Below are 23421 nucleotides of genomic sequence, written 5' to 3'. Positions count from 1 at the left end.
TTGTGTTTGCTGCTTAAGTTGCGATATTAACGTTGGAAACCTTGCAGTTGTTGTTCAGCCATTTGTACCAATCTTTTTGTGATGCTGCCACCAATAGAGCCTGCGTCGCGAGTCGCGAGATTCCCATTGTAACCATCTGGTGATAGAGGAATTCCCAGTTGTTGAGCTACTTCATACTTCATTTGATTTAAAGCTGCTTTCGCTTGAGGAACCACTAATGTACTATTGTTTGCCATGGAAAAAATCACTCCTTTTTTTGGTGTACTCCTATCATGCGGAGGGAGAGGAACTATTATGCATGCTTTTTTTGCAAAAAAGATTGGTAATTTTACCCTGGAACTAATTTTCTGGATGTAAAATATTTTTCTTGATATAAATAAAATTCGTATGCTACACTACTTCCAGAATATCTCAATTTTATTCCATTATTTGTTAGGTGGTGAACATTTGCATGTCAAGCCAGCTACGCATTGGAGTCGTCGGTGTTTACCATGAAACGAACACTTTCGCTCCTGTACAGACGCATTGGAATGATTTTCAACATTGTTTCACGCTTGGGAGGGATGCTTTCTTCGACTTATTTGAGCAAACCCGAACGACAATGGGAGGCATTATCGCTGCATCGGCAGAAGAGAAAGTTACCCTTTTACCGGGGCTTTACACGTCTGCGACGCCAAGTGGCATCGTGTCGGAAGAAGCAGCCGGGCTGCTTCTAGAACAGTTAACACGCTCAATTCCATCTGATCTTGATGGAATGGTCGTTATTCTTCATGGGGCTATGGTTTCCGAACCATGTTTCGACATGGAAACGGCCATATTGGAGGCTATCCGTAGTGTGATAGGTGAGCAAATTCCTATAGCGGTTACGGTAGACCTTCATGCCAATTTGGGCGAGAAGATGTCTCAATTATGCGACTTGCTCGTCGGTTATGATACTTACCCGCATATTGATGCCTATGAGCGTGGAGAAGAAGCGATGTATCTCTTGATTCGTCAGATTCGCGGCGACATTAGGCCTGTCATGGCCATTGCCAGATCGAACATGCTCGTTGCACCGCAAAAAATGATAACGACAAAAGGGATTATGAAGGTCATCATGGAAGAAGCCTTTGATATGGAGAAAGATCCCGACGTTCTTAACGTGACTGTCTGTGGTGGATTTCCTTATAGTGATGTGCCTTTTGCAGGAATGGCGTTTGCAGTAACAACCAATCGGGATGAAGCATTGGCACATCATTATGCGAAGAAGCTGGCTAATCTTGCCTGGTTACACCGAGATGAATTTCTCGTCCAACAAGTTGAAGCTGAACAAGCGATCAGGCTTGCCATGGATGCCAAAGAGGGACCCATCCTTCTTGTAGAAGCCTCGGATAATGTAGGCGGAGGAGCTCCAGCCGATGGGACGCATTTGTTGCCTGAGCTATTAAAGCTTCCACTTCAGAGTTTGATCGTTATTCGTGATCGCGAAGCTGTTTCCATGGCATGTGAGCGAGGAGTGGGCAATGAAATTTCATGCGCTATAGGTGGAAAAAGCGATAGCTTGCATGGTAATCCGGTTGAAATTGAAGGAAAAATCAAGCTGCTTTTCGATGGTAAGTATACGCATAGAGGGCCATATATGAAGGGCACCGTGGCTTTTATGGGGAAAACTGCTGTCATTGAAGCTAATCAGGTTACAATTGTTCTTACAGAAGAACGAGTCCCCCCATGGGATATTGGACATGTCGAATCCATAGGCTTGAACCCGAAAGATTTTCATCTCATCGTGGTTAAATCAGCCGTCGCCTGGATTAGCGCATTTGGTCCTATCGCCAAGCAAGTCATCGAAGTAGATACCCCAGGATGTTGTACCCCCTCACTTCATCGTCTAACCTACCATCATGTTCCACGATCCGTCTTTCCATTTCAATTCCTTGAAAAGGAGCATTCCCAATGAACCGATACTTACAATCCATAGAGAGATTGCAAGAAGCAAAAGCTTATGTGGCGGGAGGTGTGGCAAGCAGTCTTCGAGCATCTATGAAACCGACGCCTTTGTATGTGCAAAAGGCCTATGGCGCAAGAATTTTGGATGTGGACCATCATGAATATATCGACTATATGTTGGCGTATGGGCCATTGATTCTAGGTCATGCTCATCCTGCATTTAACGAACAATTGTATGAGGCTATGCTAAAAGGAAGTACATACGGTTTGCAGCACGAGGGCGAAATCCGCTTGGGCCAGCGCTTAACCGAAATACTGCCCTGTGCGGAACAAGTGGCGTTCAGCGGATCGGGGACCGAAGCGGTGATGTTGGCTCTGCGGCTGGCGCGCGCCTATACGGGCAAGACCAAAACGGTCCGCTTTTATGGCCATTATCATGGGTGGTCGGATGCGATTTTCACGTCCTTCCCAAGCCCGGATTTTTCCTCATCTGGACATACAGAAGCGGCTGGATCAGAAATTATCCAGGGAACTGCGGGGCAAAGCCTAAATAGCCTGCAGGATCTCATTTTGCTGCCATGGAACGATTCTGAAGCGTTGGAGGCAACTTTAACGAAGCATCAGCATGAGATTTCGGCGGTTATCACAGAGCCGGTTATGTGTAATTCCGGATGTATTGCTCCTAAACCGGGGTATATGGAGAAAATGAGGGAGTTAACTGCAAAATTTGGCATCGTATTAATTTGGGATGAAGTGATTACCGGATTTCGACTAGGTCTAGGCGGTGCTCACGAGCGTTTCGGCATTGTTCCAGATCTTGTGACGATCGGCAAAGCGATGGCAGGAGGGATTCCCTTAAGCGCGGTAGCCGGTAAGAGAGACATCATGCGCCTCATTGAGGAAGGAAAGGTTATGCATCTCGGGACATTAAACGGAAATGGCCTGGCTACAGCCGCGGGATTAGCTGTGATCCAAGAGTTGTCCAAATCGGATGGGCAGGCCTTCAAGGGCATGGAACATACAGCTACGCAATTGACAGAAGGAATTCGTTCGATTCTCAGAACGAACGGACTCCAAGCGGTTGTGAATCAACAGGGTCCTGTATTTCATCTCATGTTTATCGATCGCGTAGAGGTGTCAGATTTCGATACGTTCAACCTTCGAGATTCACAGCTATACACACGATTTGCCGAAGAAATGCTGCATGAGGGCATCCTCGTCCGTCCGAATGGACTTTGGTATGTGTCCACCGCACATGGGGAGAAGGAAGTTCAGGAAACACTTGCTGCTGTAGAAAAGGTTGCACAACGAATCGCTGCTCATCGTAGCTAAGCAGAGTGGGCACAGGAGGAGGCGGAAGCAAATGTTGTATGTGAGCCAGACTTTAACGGAACCCCACTTGTTTACCTCAGGGATTGAAGGGCCGGCCTGTGATCAACAGGGGAATGTGTATGCGGTGAACTATGCCAGAAGACATACGATCGGGAAAGTAACGCCAGAAGGGAGTGGCAGTTTATTCCTTGAACTTCCTGCAGGTGCTACAGGGAATGCAATTCGCTTTCATCAAGGACATATGTTCATCGCCGATTACATCGGACACCGAATTCTACGTGTGGACATGCAAACCCTTCAAATTCACACTTTTGCCGAGCAGCCTGCGATGAACCAGCCTAATGACCTTGCCGTCACGAAAAATGGCGTGTGGTTTGCAAGTGATCCGAACTGGAAGCAATCCAACGGGATGCTTTGGCGTATTGATCAGAACGGCAAATCTAAGCTGTTGGAAGCTGGGATGGGAACTACGAATGGCATTGAGGTCAGTTATGACGAACGAAGTTTGTACGTGAACGAAACGGTTCAGCGGCGGATTTGGCAATACGATCTTATAGGCGGGTATGATGTCAGCAGCAAACGATTATTTTATGAGTTTGCCGACTTTGGACTGGATGGCATGCGCTGCGATATCAAAGGGAATTTGTACGTTACTCGATACGGAAAGGGAACGATTGCCGTTCTTTCCCCGCAAGGGGAATTGGTAAGAGAGATTACGCTAAATGGCAAATTATGCACCAATGTAACATTTGGCGGAGCAGATGGACGTACTTGTTATGTCACCATGGCGGATACGGGAACGATTGAGAGCTTCCGAACAGAAACACCCGGTAGATGCTGGGCTCTATGGAACGACAACAATGGAAGGAGTGGTGCAAATTGAAACAACCCATTGCTACTGATGGAGCAAGCGGCAAGCCTTTTTCTTCCGCGATCCAAGCGGGAGGTTTCGTGTTCGTATCCGGTCAAGGCGGACTGGACCCTGCAACCGGACGAGTCGTAAGCACGGACTTGAAGGCTCAAACCCTGCAGACACTGGAGAACATTCGGCATATTTTACAAGAAGCAAACACTGCATTAGAGGATGTAGTGAAAGTGAACGTTTATTTAAAGGAACGATCCCATTATGAAGCATTTAACGAGGTGTACGGAAGCTATTTTGCTTATCCTTATCCTGCTAGGACGACCATCTATTGTGATTTGAATTTTGATATTTTGGTCGAAATCGATGTTATCGCACTTTCTCCAAAAAGGGTGGATCAGGAATGAGTATAACGGATAAATCGGGCCAAACCGTCAAATCGGCTGACCGCGTACTGGATATATTTGAATTGTTCGGGGAAGTGGATACACGTGAATTAAGTTTAATGGATATCACGCGCCGTCTGGAGCTCCCAGCAAGCAGTGTATTTAAAATTTTGCAGAATCTGGTCCAACGTGGTTATTTGGAGAAGGATGAGAACGGAAAAATGTTTCATCTGGGTTATAAAATCTTTCAAATCGGTGCCAAATATGCACAGCAGACAAACTTAACGACGGAGTTTCAATATATTGCTGCGCAGATCGTGGCGGAAGTAAATGAAGCCGTGTATTTAGCGATTCGGAGCGATAGGAATATCTTGTATATTGCTGAAAAACAGAGCACGCACCATGTCCGTTTTGTCTCGCATCTGGGTATGAAGCTGCCGCTCCACACGACAGCAATGGGAAAGTTATTTTTAAGTGCCATGCGTGATGACGATGTCGTGCAGTTGTACAGTGAGCAAGAACTCGGCCTTTTGACCAATCGGACGATTTCCGATCTTGGGAAATTATTGGAGCAGCTCCAGGAAATTCGCCGGGATGGCGTGGCTTTCAGCGAAGGGGAAGCGGTACACGGCATCCGTTGTACAGCCGCCCCCATTTTCAATGCGAATCAAGAAATGATAGCCGCGATGAGTATTTCCATTCCGACAACGCGGTGGAAGGAAGAAACATGGAGCCAGATGACGGAGCTGGTCGTGCAAGGGGCGAAGAAACTGACTTCGATACATTATTATCAAGCTACTTAACCATCGGTAAACTGCTTTCTCAATTCCAGCGGCGTGAAACCGTTCATTTCCTTAAATACCTTGTCAAAGTAATTAACATTACAGAAACCGGTGCGCTCCGCAATTTGCGTAATCGTGAGGTCTTTTTCGATCAATAAACGTTTAGCCATCTCTACCCGATAGCGGTTGATGTAGTTCATCGGGGAAAGTCCCGTAACTTTTTTAAATAAACGGGTAAAGTGAAAAGGGCTCAAATTGACCAGTCCGCCGAGAGTGTCGGTATAAATCTTTTGAGCGTAACTAGTCTCTATGAAATCAATGGCTGGTTTGAGCCGCTTGTATTGATCGAAGCTTTTGTTCAAGTCTTTCGACAGAGAGAGCTCTTGCTGATAGCTGCGAAGCATAGGAATCATCATGCGATACAGGGAAGATTTGATGATGAGCTCACAGCCAATCTCTTGTGCCGCGTACTCTTTGTAGGCAAGTTCAAAGTGGGTTGTCAGTTCGTTCCATAACGGATGTGAGGGGAGAATGGGCTCCAGGATGGGAGCAGTCTGAATGAAGCGGGCGTATAGGTGCTGTAATTCGGAATGCTCAAAAGAGCCGGATAACAAGGACATATCGAAGATCATCCCGTGGATGGTACTGCTCTTGCCGTTCAGCGACTGCATCGAATGAATCTTGCAGCTATTAATAAATAAAATAGCCGGTGCACGCACGACAAAGGAACGATTATCGATATGAATCTGCGCTTCACCTTCCATAAGCTGGATAAACTCAAGGTGTTCATGCCAATGAGGTCTAACCAAGTGAAAACAGCTAATGACTTCGGTCATTCGTAAAGGGAAACGTCTGCCTTCGAAGGGTTCAATTTTCTTCAAAGCATCCAAATCTGCTCACCCGCCTTATCTATTAGATGATTCTGAGTATATCATAGACGAATCCGTACCGAAACGAAGAAAAGAGCAAAATCATGTAATGAAAGCGCAATTTCTTCTATAGAACCTGATATCTGAAATAAGCCATAATAAAGTCAATAAAAGGGTTCATAGAGGAGAGAGCAAATTTGACGGGCAAGATGGCGCTGGATGTTCAGAAGCATTTACCAGATCTGTGGAAAGAGGGAGCACTGTTTGCTTTCTCCGGATATGACGGACAAACGGATTCAAATTCTCAATTCGTAGCAACGGTGGGGGCTGAAGAGATTAGCTTGCTATTTCATACACCGAAGCGCAGAAGGTTGCAATTTCCCGTCCCCCATTCAGGTGAGGTCCGAATCGCCACAGGAGATGTCCTGTTAAGCGAAATGGATGAAGGCCCGCTGCTAGCGGTGTATCAGAGTTGGCATACATTAATCGGGCTAGCTCCTTCGACCATTGATATCCGTTTAAGCTTTGAAGAAGATGAGGGGGGCAAAGTTTGGACCAAAGATGCCCTTGTCGTAACGGAGTCAGCAAACGGAAGGGATGTCATCGTACTGTTAAGAGGCAAGGAACGATGGGCCTTAGCTTACGGCAGCCATCTCGATGAAGCAGTCAGCCGGGTGATGAAGGGATTGACTTTCGATGCTTGGAAAGTGATGGAAGCCAGGCTGCAATTTTATGAGCATGTTCCCAGCCTCGAAGACCCGTTGAAAGAACGACTACTTAATAAGTGTTTTAGCGTAATGAAAGTCAATACACTTGCTCCTGAAGGCGTCATCCGCCAGCACTGGTCCACGCCTGATCGTGTTCCTCACCAAGCGATGTGGTTGTGGGACTCCGTATTTCATTCGTTTGCGATGAATAGGTTGAACCCTGAGTTATCATGGGAATTCCTGAAATCCGTCTTGGATACGCAGCGTGAAGATGGCATGATACCTCATACCTGCAAAGTTGACGGAACAGGTTCCAGCTTGACGCAGCCTCCCTTACTGGCATGGGGTGTCTGGGAGAACTACCTGCATACGAAGCAAAGCAATTACTTACGCTATGCGCTCCCTATATTGGAACGATATTTAAATTGGGATATCACGAACCGCGACCGCAATGGAAATGGACTCCTGGAATGGATGATCGAAGGCAATCCGCTTTGCCGATCGGGAGAATCCGGGATGGATAACTCTCCTCGGTTTGATCGTGCAGCGATATTGGATGCCGTTGATTTCTCTGTCTTCGCCGCTCAGGATGCTCATTACCTCGGATTAATCGCGGATGAACTCGGAGAGACGGCAATAGCACAGCGTTGGCAGCAAAAAGCAGCTGATCTGAACCATCAGATTCAGCATATGCTCTGGGATGAGAGCGAAGGCTTTTATTATGATCGAGACATGGACGGAAACTTCTCTCGAGTGAAGGCAGTAAGTGGATTTTTGCCCCTGCTGCTGGATCATTTGCCTCAAGAACGAACAGAACGATTGGTATCCATACTGCAGGATCCTAGTCATTTTCAAACGAAATTCCCTATTCCAACAACAGCCGCCTCTGAACAAACCTACAGCACAGACATGTGGAGAGGTCCTGTATGGATGAATATGAACTATCTTGTCTATACCGGCCTTAAGAAGCAGGGGAGACGTACGGAAGCAGATCAACTTGCTCAGCAAAGTATCCAAATGGTGCAAAAATACTATGAACAATACGGCGTTATTTTTGAGTATTTTGATTCTGCGGACCTCGTACCGCCTTCCGAATGCGATCGAAAAGGTCCACCGACAGGTACGTATAATATTCGCCAGAAGATGGACGTTGTTAGAGATTTTCATTGGTCAGCTGCGTTGACAGCTTGTCTATTAATGGAACAGGCATAGGGGGAACCATTGTGGCTCAGTTAAGCGGAAAAGTAATTCTAGTGACAGGCGCGCTGGGCAAATTGGGTTTGTCGGCCGTTCGGATGTTTCTGGAACGTGGCGCCAAAGTTGTAGCGACTGATCTTGCTGCGCCCGAGGATGCAAACCTAAGGTTAAACGAACCGGCCATCGCTTCTTATCTCCCAAATGACTTATTGTACATCCAATCCGATGCGCGAGATGAGAAGCAGGTCAGCATTGCGTTTGAAAGTGTTCAGAGTCGATGGGGCCGCTTGGATGGTATATACCATAATGCCTATACACAGATCTCCAAACCCGCTATGCAGCTCACTTTAGACGAATGGAATCAAGTACTTCTAGGAACTTTGACGAGTACGTTTCTAATTAATAAATATGCTCTTCCGCTCCTGATTGAATCGGGTGGAGGCGTCATTCTTAATGCATCTTCTGTCTTAAGCCATAAAGTGAAACCAACTTGTCTAGCCTATGGCGCTGCCAAAGCAGGCGTCAATCAGATGACCCGAGTCATCGCTGCTGACTACGCCCACAAAGGTGTTCGGGCTAACGCTCTGCTCCCCGGTGATATCAAGACAGAAAAGGCACTACACACATTGCCGCCCTCCTTCAAAGAAGCGGTTGCCAAAATGACACCGCTTGGGCGCTCGGGTACGCCTGATGAAGTTTCGGAATTGGCTGCCTTTTTACTATCTGATTCTGCCTCCTATATTACAGGCGCTTTACTTACCATTGACGGGGGATTTGCGCTATGAATGATCTCTTGTTTCAGCACGGAACTCGCGAAACGTTAAAGCGGCAAGCCCAGGAGGGGTATGCCGTAGTGGTTCCACTTGCCGCTACGGAGCAGCATGGGCCTCATCTGCCGGTATTTACCGACAGTTTGATTGGCGAACATATCGCTTTTGAGGCCAGCAGGAAGGCAGCCGTGTCTACGAAGCTTCTCTTGGCCCCAACGCTTGTTATTGGGTGTTCGCAGCATCATTTGGCTTTCGGGGGTACGCTATCATTCACTTCGACAACTTATTTCCTCATGCTGAAGGAAATAGGTGAAAGTCTGATAAAAGGCGGGTTCCGCAAAATCATCTTTCTGAACGCACATGGTGGTAATGAATCCATGATGCATCAGGCAGCTCAAGATCTTGCCGTACAGCATGATATTTGGACCGCCTCCTCCTCTTACTGGAGTTTATCCAGATCAGCTCTTGCAGAGCTTGGGGCTCAGGAGATGGGGATGGTTCCTGGGCATGCCGGAGGTTTCGAAGCTTCACTTATCGCTTCTCTCGCACCGGATCTGCTGCGGAATCAGACAACGGATCGCCTGGTGCATCCTCAGCGGGCTTGGATTAATGCCGGTCCACCTGGTTCTTTTATCGGGAAACACAACTTCTTAACAGGCGTGGATGGTTATACGGATTCTGCTCATCAAGCTGATGCAGTTAAGGGATCCATGTACTTGCAAGCCATCATTGATTCAACGGCAGAGTGGCTTGTGCAGGTCGGTAATTGGATGGATGAAGGAGTGGAATCAACCCAATGAGCGAACGGACTAAACGGACTGAGCGGAAAAAAGTGGCTGCCATCGTAACGGAATATCGGCCTGATTCCCATGCGGAAGTGATCATCGGACGCTTGTTCGGCTTGTTCGGGTATGCACCACAGATCGAAGTGGTTTCGTTATATCTGGATCAGGTGCCATCTAACGACTTGGGTACGGCGGAAGCGCAACAGCGGGGTATTCCCATTTATGGTTCCATTATGGAGGCAATAGCCGCTCCCCATGCCGGGAGTCCGATTGATGGCGTCCTCTTGATAGGCGAACATGGCGATTATCCATGGAACGAGAAGCGTCAAAAGCTGTATCCACGCCGCTACTTTTTTGAAGAAACGTTCCGCGCTCTGGATCTATTAGGGTTGAGTGTGCCTATATTTAATGATAAACATCTCGCTTATTGCATGCAGGATGCAGAGTGGATATACCGTGAGCTGATGAAAAGAGGACTGCCTTTTCTGGGGGGATCCTCTATTCCGCTTGCGCCTCAAGTTCCGAGTTATCCATCAGGAAAACTAAAACAGGTGAAAGAGATCTTCGTGGTCAGTTGGCTTGGCATCGAGTCTTATGGCTTTCATGGTATGGAGGTGCTGCAGGCTGCAGCCGAACAAAGAAAAGGTGGTGAAACGGGAGTCACTTCGATCCAAACGTTGGAGGGACGATCGGTGTGGGCGGCAATGGATCGAGGAGAGGTTCCCGAGGATTTAATGATGCAGGCATTAGGCTCGCTAAGAGATGTTCCGCCAGGGCATCCGAGAGATCATGTGGACGTACCTGTATTGTTCATTATTACCTATACGGACGGTTTGAAAGGTTACGTTCTTCAGCTTCAGCGTTTTATTCGAGAGTGGGGGCTTGCTTTCCGGGAAGCGAATGGCGAGGTGACAGCTGCTCGCTGTGATAGCGGTATGGGGCGCCCTTACAAGCATTTTGATAAGCTTACTGAGCAGATTGAGCAGATGGTGTTGACTGGGCGTTCACCCGTGCGTAAGGAACGGACTTTTATTACGACAGGAATGATCAATCTGGCCATGGAATCTCTACATCTAGGGAAAAAGATAGATTCACCGCAGCTTTGTTCTATTTCCTATACACATAGAGCGGAGGAGGAATACATATGAGTATTTTTCCAAATTTATACTATTATAAGCCCAAGCAGGATCTGCCTCGTCAACCTCATCAGATTGAGGCTGATCTTTGCATCTATGGAGGTACTCCTGCAGGTGTGGCAGCAGCTATTCAAGCAAGCCGCATGGGTCTTAAAGCGGTGATTGCCGAATTCAGCCAGCATATAGGCGGAATGACTTCAAGCGGCCTCGGACGCACGGATGTCGGGGATATGGGAGCTATTGGCGGGATTTCCAGTGAATTTTATCAAGCATTGGGAAAGCACTACGGCAGCGATGAGCCGGATGGAAGAACTTGGGCTTTAGAGCCCCATGTGGCGGAGCGGATCTTCACGGAATGGTTGCAGCAAGCTGAAATACCGGTGTATTTTGAGCAGCATTTAGATTCGGTAGAGCTTCTATCAGGGCGCATCACGCAAATTAGAATGGAAGACGGCAACATATATACAGCACCTATGTTTATAGATGCATCGTATGAGGGGGATTTGCTCGCACGAGCCGGCGTTTCCTATCATGTAGGCAGAGAATCCAATACGGTGTACAAAGAGATTTTGAACGGGATCCATTTTGGTCATCCCAAACATAACTTTACAGCCTGGGTAGACCCGTATGTGATCGAAGGGAAGATAGACAGCGGGCTGCTGCCGGGCATATCTGATGCGCAGCCAGGCGTGCAAGGTCAGGGCGATGATTCGGTGCAGGCCTACAATTTCCGAATCTGCTTGAGCAGCAACCCGGATAATCAAATTCCTTACCCTGAACCGCCGAACTACAACCGCGACGAATTCGCCTTACTCGCGAGATATATTCGCAGTGGCGTTTGGGATGCTTTGAAGCTGAACAAGGTGATGCCGGGCAGCAAAAGCGACTTGAATAATTGGGGGGCTGTCTCGACCGATTATATTGGGCGTAACTATGCTTGGCCGGAAGCGAGCTATGCGGTTCGTGAACAGCTCTTCCAACAGCATCTTCACTATAATATGGGAATGCTTTATTTTCTGGCGAATGATGACACGCTTCCGGCAGCCATTCGAGCGCAGGTTCGAACGTGGGGGCTTCCGGCTGACGAGTTTACCACTACGGGTGGATGGCCGCATCAGCTCTATATTCGAGAAGCGAGGCGCATGATATCGGACGTTGTGATGACCGAGCATCATTGCCGGCATTTTAAAGTTGAGGAGGATTCCGTCGGATTAGCCGCCTACACCATGGACTCGCACAACTGCCGGCGATTGGTTCTGGACGGTCGGTGCATCAATGAAGGCAATGTTGAAATCAGTCCTAATGGGCCTTACCCGATTTCGTATCGAGCGATAATTCCAAAAGGGGAGGAATGTACCAATCTCGTTGTACCCGTGTGCTTGTCTTCCTCGCATATCGCGTATGGGTCCATTCGAATGGAGCCTGTGTTTATGATTCTTGGCCAATCTGCAGCTACGGCAGCCGCAATAGCGCTGCAGCACCAGTGCGCATTGCAAGACCTGGATTACGGACTGCTGCGTAAACAATTGCTGCTAGACGGTCAAATCCTTCATGCGAATTCATAAAGACATGTGTCAATGATTCGAAATTGTTCTTAATGGGAGGTCACACTCATGAGCAAAAAGACAACCGTTATTGGATTTATGGTAGCTCTATCTCTCCTCACAGCCTGTTCAACCGGTAAACCTGCGGCTACTGTACCTAGCGATTCAGGAGGAACGGCAACAGCAGCCCCTTTGAAAGATGTCACACTGAAAATCGGCTTACCCGGCGGTTATGACATCACCAGCCAGAAGATCATCACGAATTTTCAAGCGAAGTACCCGAATATTAAGCTGGAAATCGAGGAGACGCCATGGGCGGATTTTGTCACGAAAATCGTCACTCGTATCGCGGGGAATAATCCCCCTGATCTTTGGCTGCAAGAAAATGCGGTGGTTCTCGGATACGGGAAACGCGGGGTAGCGGAGAACCTGGCACCATACATCAAGCGCGATCTGAAAACCGACGACTATGTGAGTGCACTGACATCCGCTAAATTAGATGACAAAATTTACGGGATTCCACATGGCATCAACCCAGGAGCGCTAGCCTACAATAAACAAATTTTTAAAGAGAATAACATTCCTTTTCCGACGGACGACTGGACGTATAACGACATGATTGAAACGGCCAAAAAGCTGACGAAAGATACGAACGGGGATGGAAAACCGGATATTTATGGCTTTCAGGCAGGCAGCAATATTACGTTAGGATGGCTGCCCTGGATGAGGGCTTATGGCGGTTCCTCGCTTGATTTGACATTAACGAAAGCCACGTTCACAGATCCCAAGTCGATTCAAGGACTGACGGCATGGGCTGATACCATCAACAAGCTGAAGATTAGCCCTACGCGAGAAGCGGCAACCACCGGCAAGTTTTTCGAGAACGGGAAAGTGGCCATGACTTTTTTCCAATACGCCACACAAGTTTCTCTTAATAAAAATAAGCCGGACCTTGATTGGGACACCGTCAAAATGCCGATCGGCATGGATGGCAAACGCTTCGTTCCAATGGTTGTGAACCAATGGATTGTTTATTCCAAATCGAAACCCGAAGTGAAAGAAGCTGCCTGGACATTCCTCAAGTACTATTTGAGCGATGAGGGTCAAGGCTTGCTTTCTGAAAGCGGCACAAGCTTGCCCGTGAAGAAAACAGCACTGGCCGAGCTTGAGAAGTCCACGACGAAACCGGTTAACAAGAAGGCTTATACGAAAGGGATTGAAGAAGCGGGGGGCACCCTGGATGAGAACGCATCCTGGAACGAATGGCGTGCAGCAGCGGGGCCAATCCTGAACGATATCATGGATGGCAAGCGAACTGCGGAAGATGGCGCCAAAGAAATTCAGCAGAAAGTCCAAGGCGTACTCGACGAAAACAAATAAACCGGATTGGACTTGAAAAGAGGTGCTCCGATGCGCAAACAAGGCTGGTGGGGCTTCGTCTTCACCGTACCTTTTGTCCTGCAACTGCTGATATTCTTCTTGTTTCCCTTCGTATTTTCACTCTATTTAACGTTTACGAAGTGGGACCTATTCAACCCGCCGCAATGGATCGGACTGCGTAATTGGAGCCAATTCCTGCACCAGCAAGTTTTCTGGCTTTCGATGCGCAACGTCGGTTATTTTGCCATATTGTTCGTTCCGCTTCAGACATTCACTGCGCTCATTCTTGCCTATCTGCTCAATCAGCAGATCCGTGGCAAATCCTTGTTCCGGATGATTTACTTTCTCCCTGTGATCACGCCATGGGTTGCAGGGGGCATGATCTGGCTGTGGATTTACAACAATGAATACGGCCTGCTGAACTGGATTCTGCACACGCTCGGACTCCAACCTGTCGATTGGATACGCAGTGGGAAATGGTGGTTAGTCATTGGTTCTATTGCACTTGTTAACATCTGGAAGGGTGCCGGGTATTCCATGGTTCTCATTTTGGCCGGCATGCAGAATATCTCCGAAGAAATGCTGGAAGCGGCGCGGATGGATGGGGCGACGGGTTGGACGCTTTTTACCAAAATAACGATGCCGATCGTGTCCCCCATGGTGTATATGGTCATGATCCTTTCAACGATCTCTGCTTTCCATGCCTTTGATGTGTTTCTAGTCATGCTGGGTGATGTTATTTCTGTCGCCGACCGGAATATGGTGCCTAACATCTTGATCTACCGCGATTCCTTCCTGAATTTCAAAATGGGCAGCGCATCCGCAATGGCATGGGGACTGTTCCTCGTTATTCTAGCCATCACCATTGTACAGAAGGTAACGGAAAAGAGGTGGGTGCATTATGAATAATTCCTACACCAGCTTGAAAGTTACCGCTTATGCGATATTAGGTCTCGGGTCTGTTCTTATGCTTGTGCCTTTTCTATACATGCTCTCGACTTCATTAACAGCAGCTGGCTCGGAACTAACCTTGCCGCCCAAACTGATCCCGGACCCGTTCGTCTGGAAAAATTACCGTCAGGTATGGATTGAGGTCAACTTTCTGCAGTACACGATGAACAGCATCTTTGTCACGATCATGGATTTAATCGGCACCGTAGCTTCCTGTGCAATCGTAGCTTATGGGTTGGCGTTTTTCCAATTTCGCGGCAGGAACCTGATATTTTTGGCGATGCTTGGCACAATGATGCTGCCATCCCAAATTACGATGATTCCAACGTATTTTATCTGGAAATCCGTCGGTGCGCTCGATACGTATTATCCGCTCATTCTGAGGAGCTTCCTCGGCGGGGCTTTTGGCATCTTTCTGCTGCACCAATTTTACAAAACACTCCCGAAGGAACTGTATGATGCGGCTTGGGTGGATGGAGCGAACCCTTGGAAAATTTTCTATAAGATCTATCTTCCTTTAGCGAAACCTGCCTTGTCTGCACTAGCTGTATTCACCTTCATCAGCGCTTGGAATAACACATTAGAACCGCTTATTTACTTGCAAAATAAACAAATGTTTACCCTGCCTCTTGGGCTGTTGTTTCTGAAAAACGAAGTTCAAAACCGGATGACCCTGATCATGGCTGGTGCTGTCATCACCATTGTCCCCGTCCTTGTCGTGTTTTTATTTGCTCAAAAATACTTCGTCCAAGGAATCGCTTCAACTGGATTGAAAGGCTGACTTTACGGAACTCCAACAAATGGCCCGAATCGGGAAAAGGAGAGTGACTACAGCTATGTCTAAACAATCTAACCAATTACATGAAATGGAAGAAGCGGCTGCTCCAGTGGACGCAAAGGAAGCAGGGGAGAAGGAAGGATATAAGGAGCCATTATTTAGCCGCAGGAAATTGCTGACCACGCTAGGGTTAGGAGGAATTGCCGCTGTCTCCAGCGGATTATGGCAGATAGCAGGCGGGTCTACCGCTTTTGCCAGCGATCAATCCGTTACAAGTTCCGTATATGGCGTGGCGATTAAGAAACGTAAAACCGAGATGCTTGAGATTCTGGACATGAAATTCTGCGTCGCAGTTAAGTTGGAGGACCTGAGGGTCGAACTCGAGCCCGATCCTGCGCTCGCTTATTATGTAACGAACGAGATGCAGGAGGGCTTCTTCCGTTATGACCCGAACGACACTACATCCGTAGATAATACGGGAACCGTACTTGTGTCCTCTAACGGCAAGCGGTTCAAGCGGATCTACGGGGATACGCTGATTGCTTCTTGGTTCGGCACCAAAGGAGACGGCGTCACGAACGATACGCTGGCGTTACAGACAGCGTTAAATACCGCGTCAGGTCACAAATTGTTTATTCCCAAGCAGCGGACTGGCTTTTATTTAACAGGCCAATTGTTCATTCCGGGTCAAATTGCGATTGAATTCGAGCCGGGGACCGTCATACAAGCGGTAGATACACTGAGCAAAGTAGGGCCTGTCTATGAACGATTGATCCGCATCAAAACCGTTAAAGACGTGTATATCAACGGAAACGGCTCCACGTTACGTATGAACAAGGCGGCGTACACGACAGGCGAACAAGCCCATATTTTCGATATTAGCGGTTCGGAGAATATTATCCTTGAGAATATCAACGCAAATGACAGCGGCGGAGATGGATTTTATATCGGATATTTCGAATCGACGGTAGGTTTCTGCCGGAATATCGTGCTTCGCAATTGCCGCGCGGATAATAACCGAAGACAAGGACTCTCCGTGATCTCTGTAGATGGCCTCACCGTGGAGAACTGTCGCTTCTCCAATACGAAAGGAACAGCCCCGCAAAGTGGAGTCGATATTGAACCGAACGGCCAACTTGATTTGTTGAAAAATATTCGGTTCATCCAATGTGTGGCAGATGGGAATACAGGCCGGGGCTTCCTCGTCACTTTGCTGAAACCAACGGCTACCAGTGAGCCTATCGATATCGTTTTTGATAAATGCAAAACGAAAGGGAATTCGTTTGGTTTCTCCATGAATTATGGTGGAGATGGCACGAAAGCCGTGCAAGGCGAGATCAAACTGATTGATTGTATCGCGGAAAGTGAGCAATACGCCGGATTCTCGGACTTATCTTTCTCAGCCGACGGCGCGAAGCGCTCCTATATTCGGTGCCGGGCGATAAACTGTAACACAGTAAACCAGCCGGAAGACCCTTATGGTTACGGCTCCTCGTTCATCCTCACAACGGTGCCGTCGCAGGTAAGGACCTCTATCGGAAATGCGGTTTATACGGAGTGCGAATCCGTTGATACGCGTCAGGTTCCGCTGATAAAGCGAGGATTCTCGTTAAAGAAAAACAACGCAGAATTGCTGCGGAACGTCTCCTATTTGGGCTGTTCAGTCAAAGGTGGAGGCCAAAAGCTATATGCAATAGACCCCTCAGCCGAGGATATCTATGCCGTCAAACAACCGCTGCTTATTCATGCTTATCCCGCATCCGGATCCGTCACTTTCGATTACATAGGCTTCAAAATCACCAACGCCGGCGCATCCGCTGAGGTCACCCTGCTATTGCCAACAGCTAAAGCCAGTGTTTCGTATACTTTTTTTGTGGAAGCAGCATATCGGCTTAATTTGCAAACACAGCCTGGGAAGACAATTCTGACACCTAATGGAGGAAAGACCCTGATTGGAACCAACCTGCAGGGTAACTCTATTGTGCTGGTGGGCCGTTCAGATGGGCAGTGGGAGATTTCAAGCATGGTAGGGGATTGGCTGCAATAGCAGATTGTGGTAAGATTTGACTAGACAATTGAATCGTATTGAACACTAGGGGTGCTGTCATAGCTGAGAAAGACGTTGGTCTTAACCCTTACACCTGATCTAGGTAATGCTAGCGAAGGGAAGTGGTTGTTTGTCGTATGGGTACCTGTCATAACGCGGCCGCTTTCTATTAGAAAGCGGTTTTTTTGTTTTGACTACTAGAATTATTAAAAAAGGGGATAAGACAATGACTTTTTCTGAACGTTTATATGAGCGACTGCAACCGATATGGCGGAGGAACCACGCCCATCCGTTTGTTCAGGGAATGGGAGACGGTACGCTAGATCTGGAAAAGTTTCGCTTTTATATGATTCAAGACTATGTGTATTTAAAAGATTATGCCAAACTGTTCGCATTAGGAGCGGTCAAATCGGATGATTTGGCGGTTATGGGAAAATTTGCTGCTTTGCTGGACTCCACATTGAATGAAGAAATGTCCCTTCACAGAGCATATGCTGCTCGATTCGGCATCACAGTAGAGGAGTTGGAACAAGCCAAACCTTCCCCAGTTACGTTGGCTTACACGCATTATATGCTGCATACGGCGCAAAACGGATCGTTAGCCGAGCTAACTGCGGCACTTCTTCCTTGCATGTGGAGTTATTCCGAAATTGGCAAGGAACTAAGCCGATTGCCCGGAGTAAGCGAACATTCCTATTATGGGGATTGGATAAAAATGTACAGCTCGGAAGAGTTCGGAGCGTTAGCGCAGTGGTGCATCGGGCTGCTCGATCGGCTTGCCGAAGGAAAGCCGGAATCCGAGCTTATTCGGCTGGAAGAGATTTTTCTGAACACGACGCGATATGAATATCTGTTCTGGGAGATGGCTTACCGGATGGAAAGCTGGCCAGATGAATAGCTAGGAACAGGAATGAAACAAGGAGATTGCCGAGCGGCAGCTCCTTTTTTTTGTTCAGTTCTAAAATTATATCTTGACTAATATATATCCTAGTAATAGAATAACTAACGTTATACTAAATATTAATAGGGGTGATTCACATGCATATTTTGTCCATCGTGCTTCAAATTATTTTAGGGATCGGGTTTCTGCTGTTTGGTTTCATGAAGTTTGGCAGCAAACAAATGGTAGACGAATTCAAGCGCTATCGGTTATCGCCGGGAATGAGGATTTTTACTGGTTTAGTAGAAGTACTGTCAGCCGCTATCATTATTATCGGCATTTGGGTTAGTCCATATGCCTTAATCGGTGCTATTCTTATGGCAATTACCATGTTTGTTGCGGCTCTGGTCCACTTGGTTCGCGTGAAAGATCCAGTTGCTAAAGCCATGATGCCCATCCTTCTTTTCATACTTGCTGTTATTGTCATTATTTTGAACTGAAGCAAGCTATTCATATGAACACATGTCTACGCAATTTTCTTACGAATTATGCTGAAGCAGAAGACCTTCGATTTTTTCTAATTGAATTTCCTACAGAAGTCGAATATCCTTGTGTATAAGAACGCAAATAAGGTGGTTGGCGTATGACTGAACGTGATAAAGAGGGTATAGAGCTTGATTTAAGACTTATACGTGTCATAAGAAACATGGTAAAAGAATTGTTTGGGAGCATGGAACGGAGCATTGATAGCTTTGACCTCAGTATCGAAACGTTCCAAATCCTTGAGTTTCTATACAATAAAGGTCCGCATCCCATACAGAAAATTAGCGACACTTTCTCGATACCAAGCGGGAGTATCACCTATGTGGTGGATAAGCTTGAGAAAAAAGGATTCGTGGAACGCCTTCCTATTCCAGGTGATCGCCGCAAGGTGAATGTGGCATTGACCGGAGAAGGTCGAAGCTATTTTGATAACATTTTTCCGACACATGTACAAGCAATCTCCGACGATTTGTCGTTTGTGACGGATGAAGAGAAGCTCGAACTCATTGTCCTCCTTAAGAAAATTGGATACGGCATTAAGAATCGTCAAAGTGATGCAAACGGACATGAAGATGATAAGAAGTCATAACCTTTGGTATGGCGCAAAAAAAGACCCTCTAACTGAAGAAATGAGGGTCATTTTTATCGATGAAAAATATCCTATTATTATAATATATATATAATACATTTATATCTGGTATAGATGGGAGATATGAAAATGAACATACAAGTTCTAAGCCCAGAGTTTCAAGGGAAAGAATCATTTGACGGAGGAAGAATTTATGCGCAGAAACCGCTAGGATTTTCAGGCCAAGGAGCTGCTACCGTGCGGCTCGGACCTCTTTTCTATTGGTCATGGGGGCATGCGGTTAAGGAAGGCGGCATTGGCTTTCATCCTCATCAGGGCTTTGAAATTCTAACTTACGGCATCAGCGGAAAAGGAACTCACCGTGATACGCTTGGCACAGAGAGTACACTTGCAGCAGGCGACGTTCAGTTGATGCAAACCGGATCGGGCATGCATCACGCTGAGACCGTCAATGCGGGATACGAAGGTTTTCAAATCTGGTTGGAACCATATTTGCAAGATGCGTTAAATCGCGAACCGGTGTACACCTTTTTCCATGACGATGAATTTCCTCGTAATACCCAGGATGGCGTCAACGTGAAAACGGTTGTCGGGGAAGGTTCTCCGATCCAAAAGCTTGTAACCGACGTTAACATGTACGATATCGAAATTGAAGCAGGGGCAACGTACGTTCATCGGTTATTGCCAAACCGTACGTTCGCAGCTTTAGCGTTTCGCGGCCAGTCTGGTATCCTATGGACGACTGAGGAGAATCGCGTTTCTTTTACAAACAAAGACTTTGCCATTGTACAAGCCGAAGAAGAAGTAGAAGTGAAGGTTCACGCTGAGGGTGAGAAGCTTCGGATGTTTATCGTCGAGATTCCGACGAAAGTCGAATATCCTTTGTATAATAAAGCAAGATAAGAATAGAGGACGGGGTAACAGCGATGTTACTTCGTCTTTTTTTGCACTTCCTGCCGCTCCATAAGCACTTTCCGTATAGGTTTCGCTCGATTCGGCATAATAGCAATGATTGTGCTCATTAGGAGGATCTTGCATGGGTTGGTTAAAAATAGGTAAATTCCGTTCACATAAATATCCTCCTGGTACGAAAAATTCCCTTCTGGAGGAAGACAGTCCTACTCCATTCACAGCGGATATTGAGCAAAACGAAAAGTTGCTGCAAGAAACGTTTGAGGATTGCTCCGACTTGGCTTATCGGAGGATAGATGTTAACCAGAATGTGCATTGGCTCATTGTTTATATAGAGAATTTGATTGATAAAACAACACTTGAAGAGAATGTTATTAAGCCATTGTTAATGAGTGTAACAAGTGATACATATCCGAAGGAATTCGGAGATTTGAAGAGCGAAATGATCTCCATCGGTACTGCGATTCGCACGACAAAAGTGTCTGAAGCTGTCACGAACATCTTAGAGGGTCACGCGGCTATTCTTGCGACGGGCAGCAGCGTCGTGACGACAGTTTCAATTCCCGGCACGTCCAAGAGAAGTATTGATGAAGCCTCATCCGAGCCCGTTATACGCGGTCCAAGGGATGGGTTTATTGAGCATATTTCAACCAACATCAGCCTGATCCGTGCCAGACTCAAAACTTCAAAGTTAAAAATGGAGTATATCACCCTTGGCGAGCTTTCCAAGACGCGAATAGCCATTACGTACTTGAAAGGGATTGCCTCCGAAACCGTTGTTGACGAAGTAAAAGCAAGATTGAAGCCAATCAAGCTGGAGGGTGTCCTTGACTCGGGGAATATAGAAGAATTTATTGAGGATCAACCGTATTCACCATTTCCCCAAGTTCACAGCACAGAACGCCCGGATGTGGTGGTTGCTGAATTACTTGAAGGGAAAGTGGCCATTCTTGTCGATACCACGCCTTTTGCTATTGTGGTACCGATGACATTCTGGACAGGTCTCCAGGCAAGCGAAGATTATTATATCCGTTGGCCAATCGCTACTTTTGTTCGTTGGATTCGCTTCCTCTTTATCATTTTTGCCATATTTGCACCGCCCATGTACGTAGCTATTACAACTTTCCACCAGGAGATGATCCCTACTAATCTTGTGCTGAGTATTGCCTCCTCAAGGGATGCTGTTCCTTTTCCTGCGATGATTGAGGCATTATTAATTGAAGTTATTTTTGAAGCCCTAAGAGAAGCAGGCATTCGTCTGCCTAAACAGATTGGCCAAGCCATAAGCATTGTCGGAGGTCTGGTCATTGGTCAGGCAGCCGTTCAAGCCGGATTTATCTCTGCGCCGGTTGTTATTATCGTGTCTATTACCGGTATCTCAGCCTTTACGATCCCGCGATACAGTTTCGCAAACGGGATTCGATTACTCCGTTTTCCAATGTTATTCCTAGCGGGGATCCTAGGCCTCTATGGCATTGTACTAGGGTTGCTAGCCATTATGCTGCACGTAACCAACCTTCGTTCATTCGGAAGTCTGTATTTTTCGCCAGTTGCTCCGCTTAAGCTTACGGCTTTGAAAGATGTCCTGATACGGATTCCGATTTGGGCTAAATTCCGCCCTTCCTTAAGACCGAATCAAGAGGGGGAATGAGATGAGCATACTCAAATATATAATTCTTCTTGTATTCTTCTTCATTAGCGGGTGCTGGGACCGTACGGAAATGAATGATATTGCTTTTGTTACGGCTACTGCACTAGACCTTGCGGATAATGGAAACATCATGTGTTATCTGCAAATCGCTGCGCCTACAACTTCCAAAGGCGCAGTTAGCGGTGGGGGGAGCAGTAATAATCAAAATTCATATGTCATATTTGCTGAAGGAAAAACGGGTAACGAGGTTCATCAAAAACTGCAGAAGAAGAGCGCTCATAGCTTGTTTTACTCTCACCGCAGCGTAGTATTTATTAGTGAACGTTTAGCTAGACATGGAACGGAAGATTTATTGGATATCTTTACACATGATCCCAGGAATCGTTTGAAGGCTTATATTATGGTAGTTAAAGACGGCGATGGGAAAAGCGAGCGGAAGATGGCGTCTCTTTTAAAAGAAATACCAAGTGAAGTAGCCAAAGAATTGCAACTTTCGGGAGATGATGTCGCCGTCACTTTACGAGATTTTTTTATTTCAACCGATAGTGAAGGGGTTCACCCCGTAGTAGGGTTAATTGAGCCTGAGATCGACTCCAATCAAGCACAAAGGCAAATTTATAGGGTTGCTGGCGCCGGCGTATTTAAAGATTACAAATTATCCGGTTTATTAGATGTCAATGAAACTTTAGCGTTTATGTGGGTGACCGACAAGCTGAAGTACGGCAGAATCACGGCAAATGTCCCGCAAAGCTCCGGGGAAGTCGGGATGATGTTAATCCATACCAAAGGTAAAATTGTTACGCACACTACAAAAGATTCCGTACAATTCAAAATTAAACTTGAAGGTCAAGGAAGTTTGGTTGAGAATACTTCAGATTTGGATATTACGGATCCGGACAATCTGAAACGAATTAAAAAGGCGCTGGAAGATGCGGCCAAAAAGCAAGTTCAAGATTTTCTGTCTAAAATCCAAAAGAAATATCAAGTTGACAGCGTGGGCTTCGGCCAAGAAGTTTATAAAAATAGCCCTGATCAGTGGGAGGCTTTGAAAGATCAATGGGATACGCAATTTCCAGAGGCGGAGATATCCATCGAAGTTCATATAACGCTAAATGGAGCGGGAATGGTACATTCTTCCTTCTATGAATAGGAGATTTAGAAAATGATCTTACAAATCGTAACTCTTATTATTGTAATGCTGGGTTGGACGTTGTATAAAGTTCGAATGTTTCTTAAGAAAAACCAGCCTGTAACGGCTGGTTTATATGGTTGCTTGATGGGAATATGTACGATTCTCGGCTCGTTATTGGCAGCCCATGTTGATATTCCAAGCACAACAGCACCTTTGAATACGATTTTTCAGCCGATTGGCAAGCTTATTCTAAACCGTTGAA

At 46.7% G+C, this 23421-nt stretch carries 23 protein-coding genes and 1 riboswitch; of the genes, 21 read left to right on the top strand and 2 right to left on the bottom strand.

Annotation, left to right across the window (positions count from 1 at the left end):
- Positions 1-26 precede the first annotated feature (26 nt).
- Positions 27-236: an alpha/beta-type small acid-soluble spore protein gene (locus tag RQP52_RS08720; protein ID WP_127450781.1), complete on the bottom strand. Its 210-nt coding sequence runs from the start codon at positions 234-236 to the stop codon at positions 27-29.
- Between the two features lie 215 nt (positions 237-451).
- Between RQP52_RS08720 and RQP52_RS08715 the strand changes: the two genes are divergently transcribed.
- From RQP52_RS08715 to RQP52_RS08695, 5 genes are read left to right on the top strand one after another with little or no spacing between them, the layout of a single operon-like run.
- A complete protein-coding gene (locus RQP52_RS08715; protein WP_315950866.1) occupies positions 452-1936 on the top strand; it encodes a M81 family metallopeptidase in 1485 nt (494 codons plus the stop codon).
- Positions 1933-3258, top strand: coding sequence for an aspartate aminotransferase family protein (locus RQP52_RS08710; protein ID WP_315950865.1), 1326 nt, complete (start codon positions 1933-1935; stop codon positions 3256-3258). The genes RQP52_RS08715 and RQP52_RS08710 overlap by 4 nt, the downstream gene beginning before the upstream one ends.
- Before the next feature lie 31 nt (positions 3259-3289).
- Positions 3290-4141, top strand: a complete 852-nt coding sequence (locus RQP52_RS08705; protein WP_315950864.1) for an SMP-30/gluconolactonase/LRE family protein — start codon at positions 3290-3292, stop codon at positions 4139-4141.
- Complete coding sequence (locus tag RQP52_RS08700; RefSeq protein ID WP_315950862.1) at positions 4138-4527, top strand: RidA family protein; 390 nt, start codon at positions 4138-4140, stop codon at positions 4525-4527. Before RQP52_RS08705 ends, RQP52_RS08700 begins: the two co-directional genes overlap by 4 nt.
- A complete protein-coding gene (locus tag RQP52_RS08695) occupies positions 4524-5309 on the top strand; it encodes an IclR family transcriptional regulator (protein ID WP_315950861.1) in 786 nt (261 codons plus the stop codon). Before RQP52_RS08700 ends, RQP52_RS08695 begins: the two co-directional genes overlap by 4 nt.
- Here RQP52_RS08695 and RQP52_RS08690 read toward each other — a convergent pair.
- Entirely contained in the window at positions 5306-6124 is an 819-nt protein-coding gene (locus RQP52_RS08690; protein WP_315950860.1) for an AraC family transcriptional regulator, read from the bottom strand. The genes RQP52_RS08695 and RQP52_RS08690 overlap by 4 nt on opposite strands.
- A 230-nt stretch (positions 6125-6354) precedes the next feature.
- Between RQP52_RS08690 and RQP52_RS08685 the strand changes: the two genes are divergently transcribed.
- From RQP52_RS08685 to RQP52_RS08610, 16 genes are all read left to right on the top strand, one after another.
- Positions 6355-8076 (top strand): amylo-alpha-1,6-glucosidase, encoded by a 1722-nt coding sequence (locus tag RQP52_RS08685; RefSeq protein WP_315950859.1) that lies wholly within the window; start codon positions 6355-6357, stop codon positions 8074-8076.
- Between the two features lie 11 nt (positions 8077-8087).
- On the top strand, positions 8088-8846 hold the full coding sequence (locus RQP52_RS08680) for an SDR family NAD(P)-dependent oxidoreductase (RefSeq protein WP_315950857.1): 759 nt from the start codon (positions 8088-8090) through the stop codon (positions 8844-8846).
- The gene (locus RQP52_RS08675) at positions 8843-9631 is read left to right on the top strand and encodes a creatininase family protein (protein ID WP_315950856.1); all 789 of its coding nucleotides are present in this window, start codon (positions 8843-8845) and stop codon (positions 9629-9631) included. Before RQP52_RS08680 ends, RQP52_RS08675 begins: the two co-directional genes overlap by 4 nt.
- Positions 9628-10764 (top strand): hypothetical protein, encoded by a 1137-nt coding sequence (locus RQP52_RS08670; RefSeq protein ID WP_315950855.1) that lies wholly within the window; start codon positions 9628-9630, stop codon positions 10762-10764. Before RQP52_RS08675 ends, RQP52_RS08670 begins: the two co-directional genes overlap by 4 nt.
- The gene (locus tag RQP52_RS08665) at positions 10761-12317 is read left to right on the top strand and encodes an FAD-dependent oxidoreductase (RefSeq protein ID WP_315950854.1); all 1557 of its coding nucleotides are present in this window, start codon (positions 10761-10763) and stop codon (positions 12315-12317) included. Before RQP52_RS08670 ends, RQP52_RS08665 begins: the two co-directional genes overlap by 4 nt.
- 48 nt (positions 12318-12365) lie before the next feature.
- Positions 12366-13676 (top strand): ABC transporter substrate-binding protein, encoded by a 1311-nt coding sequence (locus tag RQP52_RS08660; protein ID WP_315950853.1) that lies wholly within the window; start codon positions 12366-12368, stop codon positions 13674-13676.
- A gap of 30 nt (positions 13677-13706) precedes the next feature.
- A complete protein-coding gene (locus tag RQP52_RS08655) occupies positions 13707-14585 on the top strand; it encodes a carbohydrate ABC transporter permease (RefSeq protein ID WP_315950852.1) in 879 nt (292 codons plus the stop codon).
- Positions 14578-15408, top strand: coding sequence for a carbohydrate ABC transporter permease (locus tag RQP52_RS08650; RefSeq protein ID WP_315950851.1), 831 nt, complete (start codon positions 14578-14580; stop codon positions 15406-15408). Before RQP52_RS08655 ends, RQP52_RS08650 begins: the two co-directional genes overlap by 8 nt.
- A gap of 55 nt (positions 15409-15463) precedes the next feature.
- Positions 15464-17452: a right-handed parallel beta-helix repeat-containing protein gene (locus RQP52_RS08645; protein WP_315950850.1), complete on the top strand. Its 1989-nt coding sequence runs from the start codon at positions 15464-15466 to the stop codon at positions 17450-17452.
- A gap of 37 nt (positions 17453-17489) precedes the next feature.
- A riboswitch (TPP riboswitch) is annotated at positions 17490-17590 on the top strand.
- Between the two features lie 88 nt (positions 17591-17678).
- Complete coding sequence (gene tenA, locus RQP52_RS08640) at positions 17679-18350, top strand: thiaminase II (protein WP_315950849.1); 672 nt, start codon at positions 17679-17681, stop codon at positions 18348-18350.
- A 140-nt stretch (positions 18351-18490) separates the two neighbouring features.
- Positions 18491-18832: a DoxX family protein gene (locus RQP52_RS08635; RefSeq protein ID WP_315950848.1), complete on the top strand. Its 342-nt coding sequence runs from the start codon at positions 18491-18493 to the stop codon at positions 18830-18832.
- Positions 18833-18975: 143 nt separating this feature from the next.
- A complete protein-coding gene (locus tag RQP52_RS08630; RefSeq protein WP_315950847.1) occupies positions 18976-19464 on the top strand; it encodes a MarR family winged helix-turn-helix transcriptional regulator in 489 nt (162 codons plus the stop codon).
- A gap of 129 nt (positions 19465-19593) precedes the next feature.
- The gene (locus RQP52_RS08625) at positions 19594-20367 is read left to right on the top strand and encodes a pirin family protein (RefSeq protein ID WP_315950845.1); all 774 of its coding nucleotides are present in this window, start codon (positions 19594-19596) and stop codon (positions 20365-20367) included.
- A 133-nt stretch (positions 20368-20500) separates the two neighbouring features.
- Positions 20501-22027: a spore germination protein gene (locus RQP52_RS08620; protein WP_315950843.1), complete on the top strand. Its 1527-nt coding sequence runs from the start codon at positions 20501-20503 to the stop codon at positions 22025-22027.
- Position 22028: 1 nt separating this feature from the next.
- Positions 22029-23177: a Ger(x)C family spore germination protein gene (locus tag RQP52_RS08615; protein WP_315950841.1), complete on the top strand. Its 1149-nt coding sequence runs from the start codon at positions 22029-22031 to the stop codon at positions 23175-23177.
- 12 nt (positions 23178-23189) lie between these two features.
- Positions 23190-23420: a hypothetical protein gene (locus RQP52_RS08610; protein WP_315950840.1), complete on the top strand. Its 231-nt coding sequence runs from the start codon at positions 23190-23192 to the stop codon at positions 23418-23420.
- Position 23421: the final 1 nt, after the last annotated feature.

Source organism: Paenibacillus violae, assembly GCF_032461945.1.
GTDB lineage: Bacteria > Bacillota > Bacilli > Paenibacillales > NBRC-103111 > Paenibacillus_E > Paenibacillus_E violae.
This window is presented reverse-complemented; position numbering and strand designations above follow the sequence as displayed.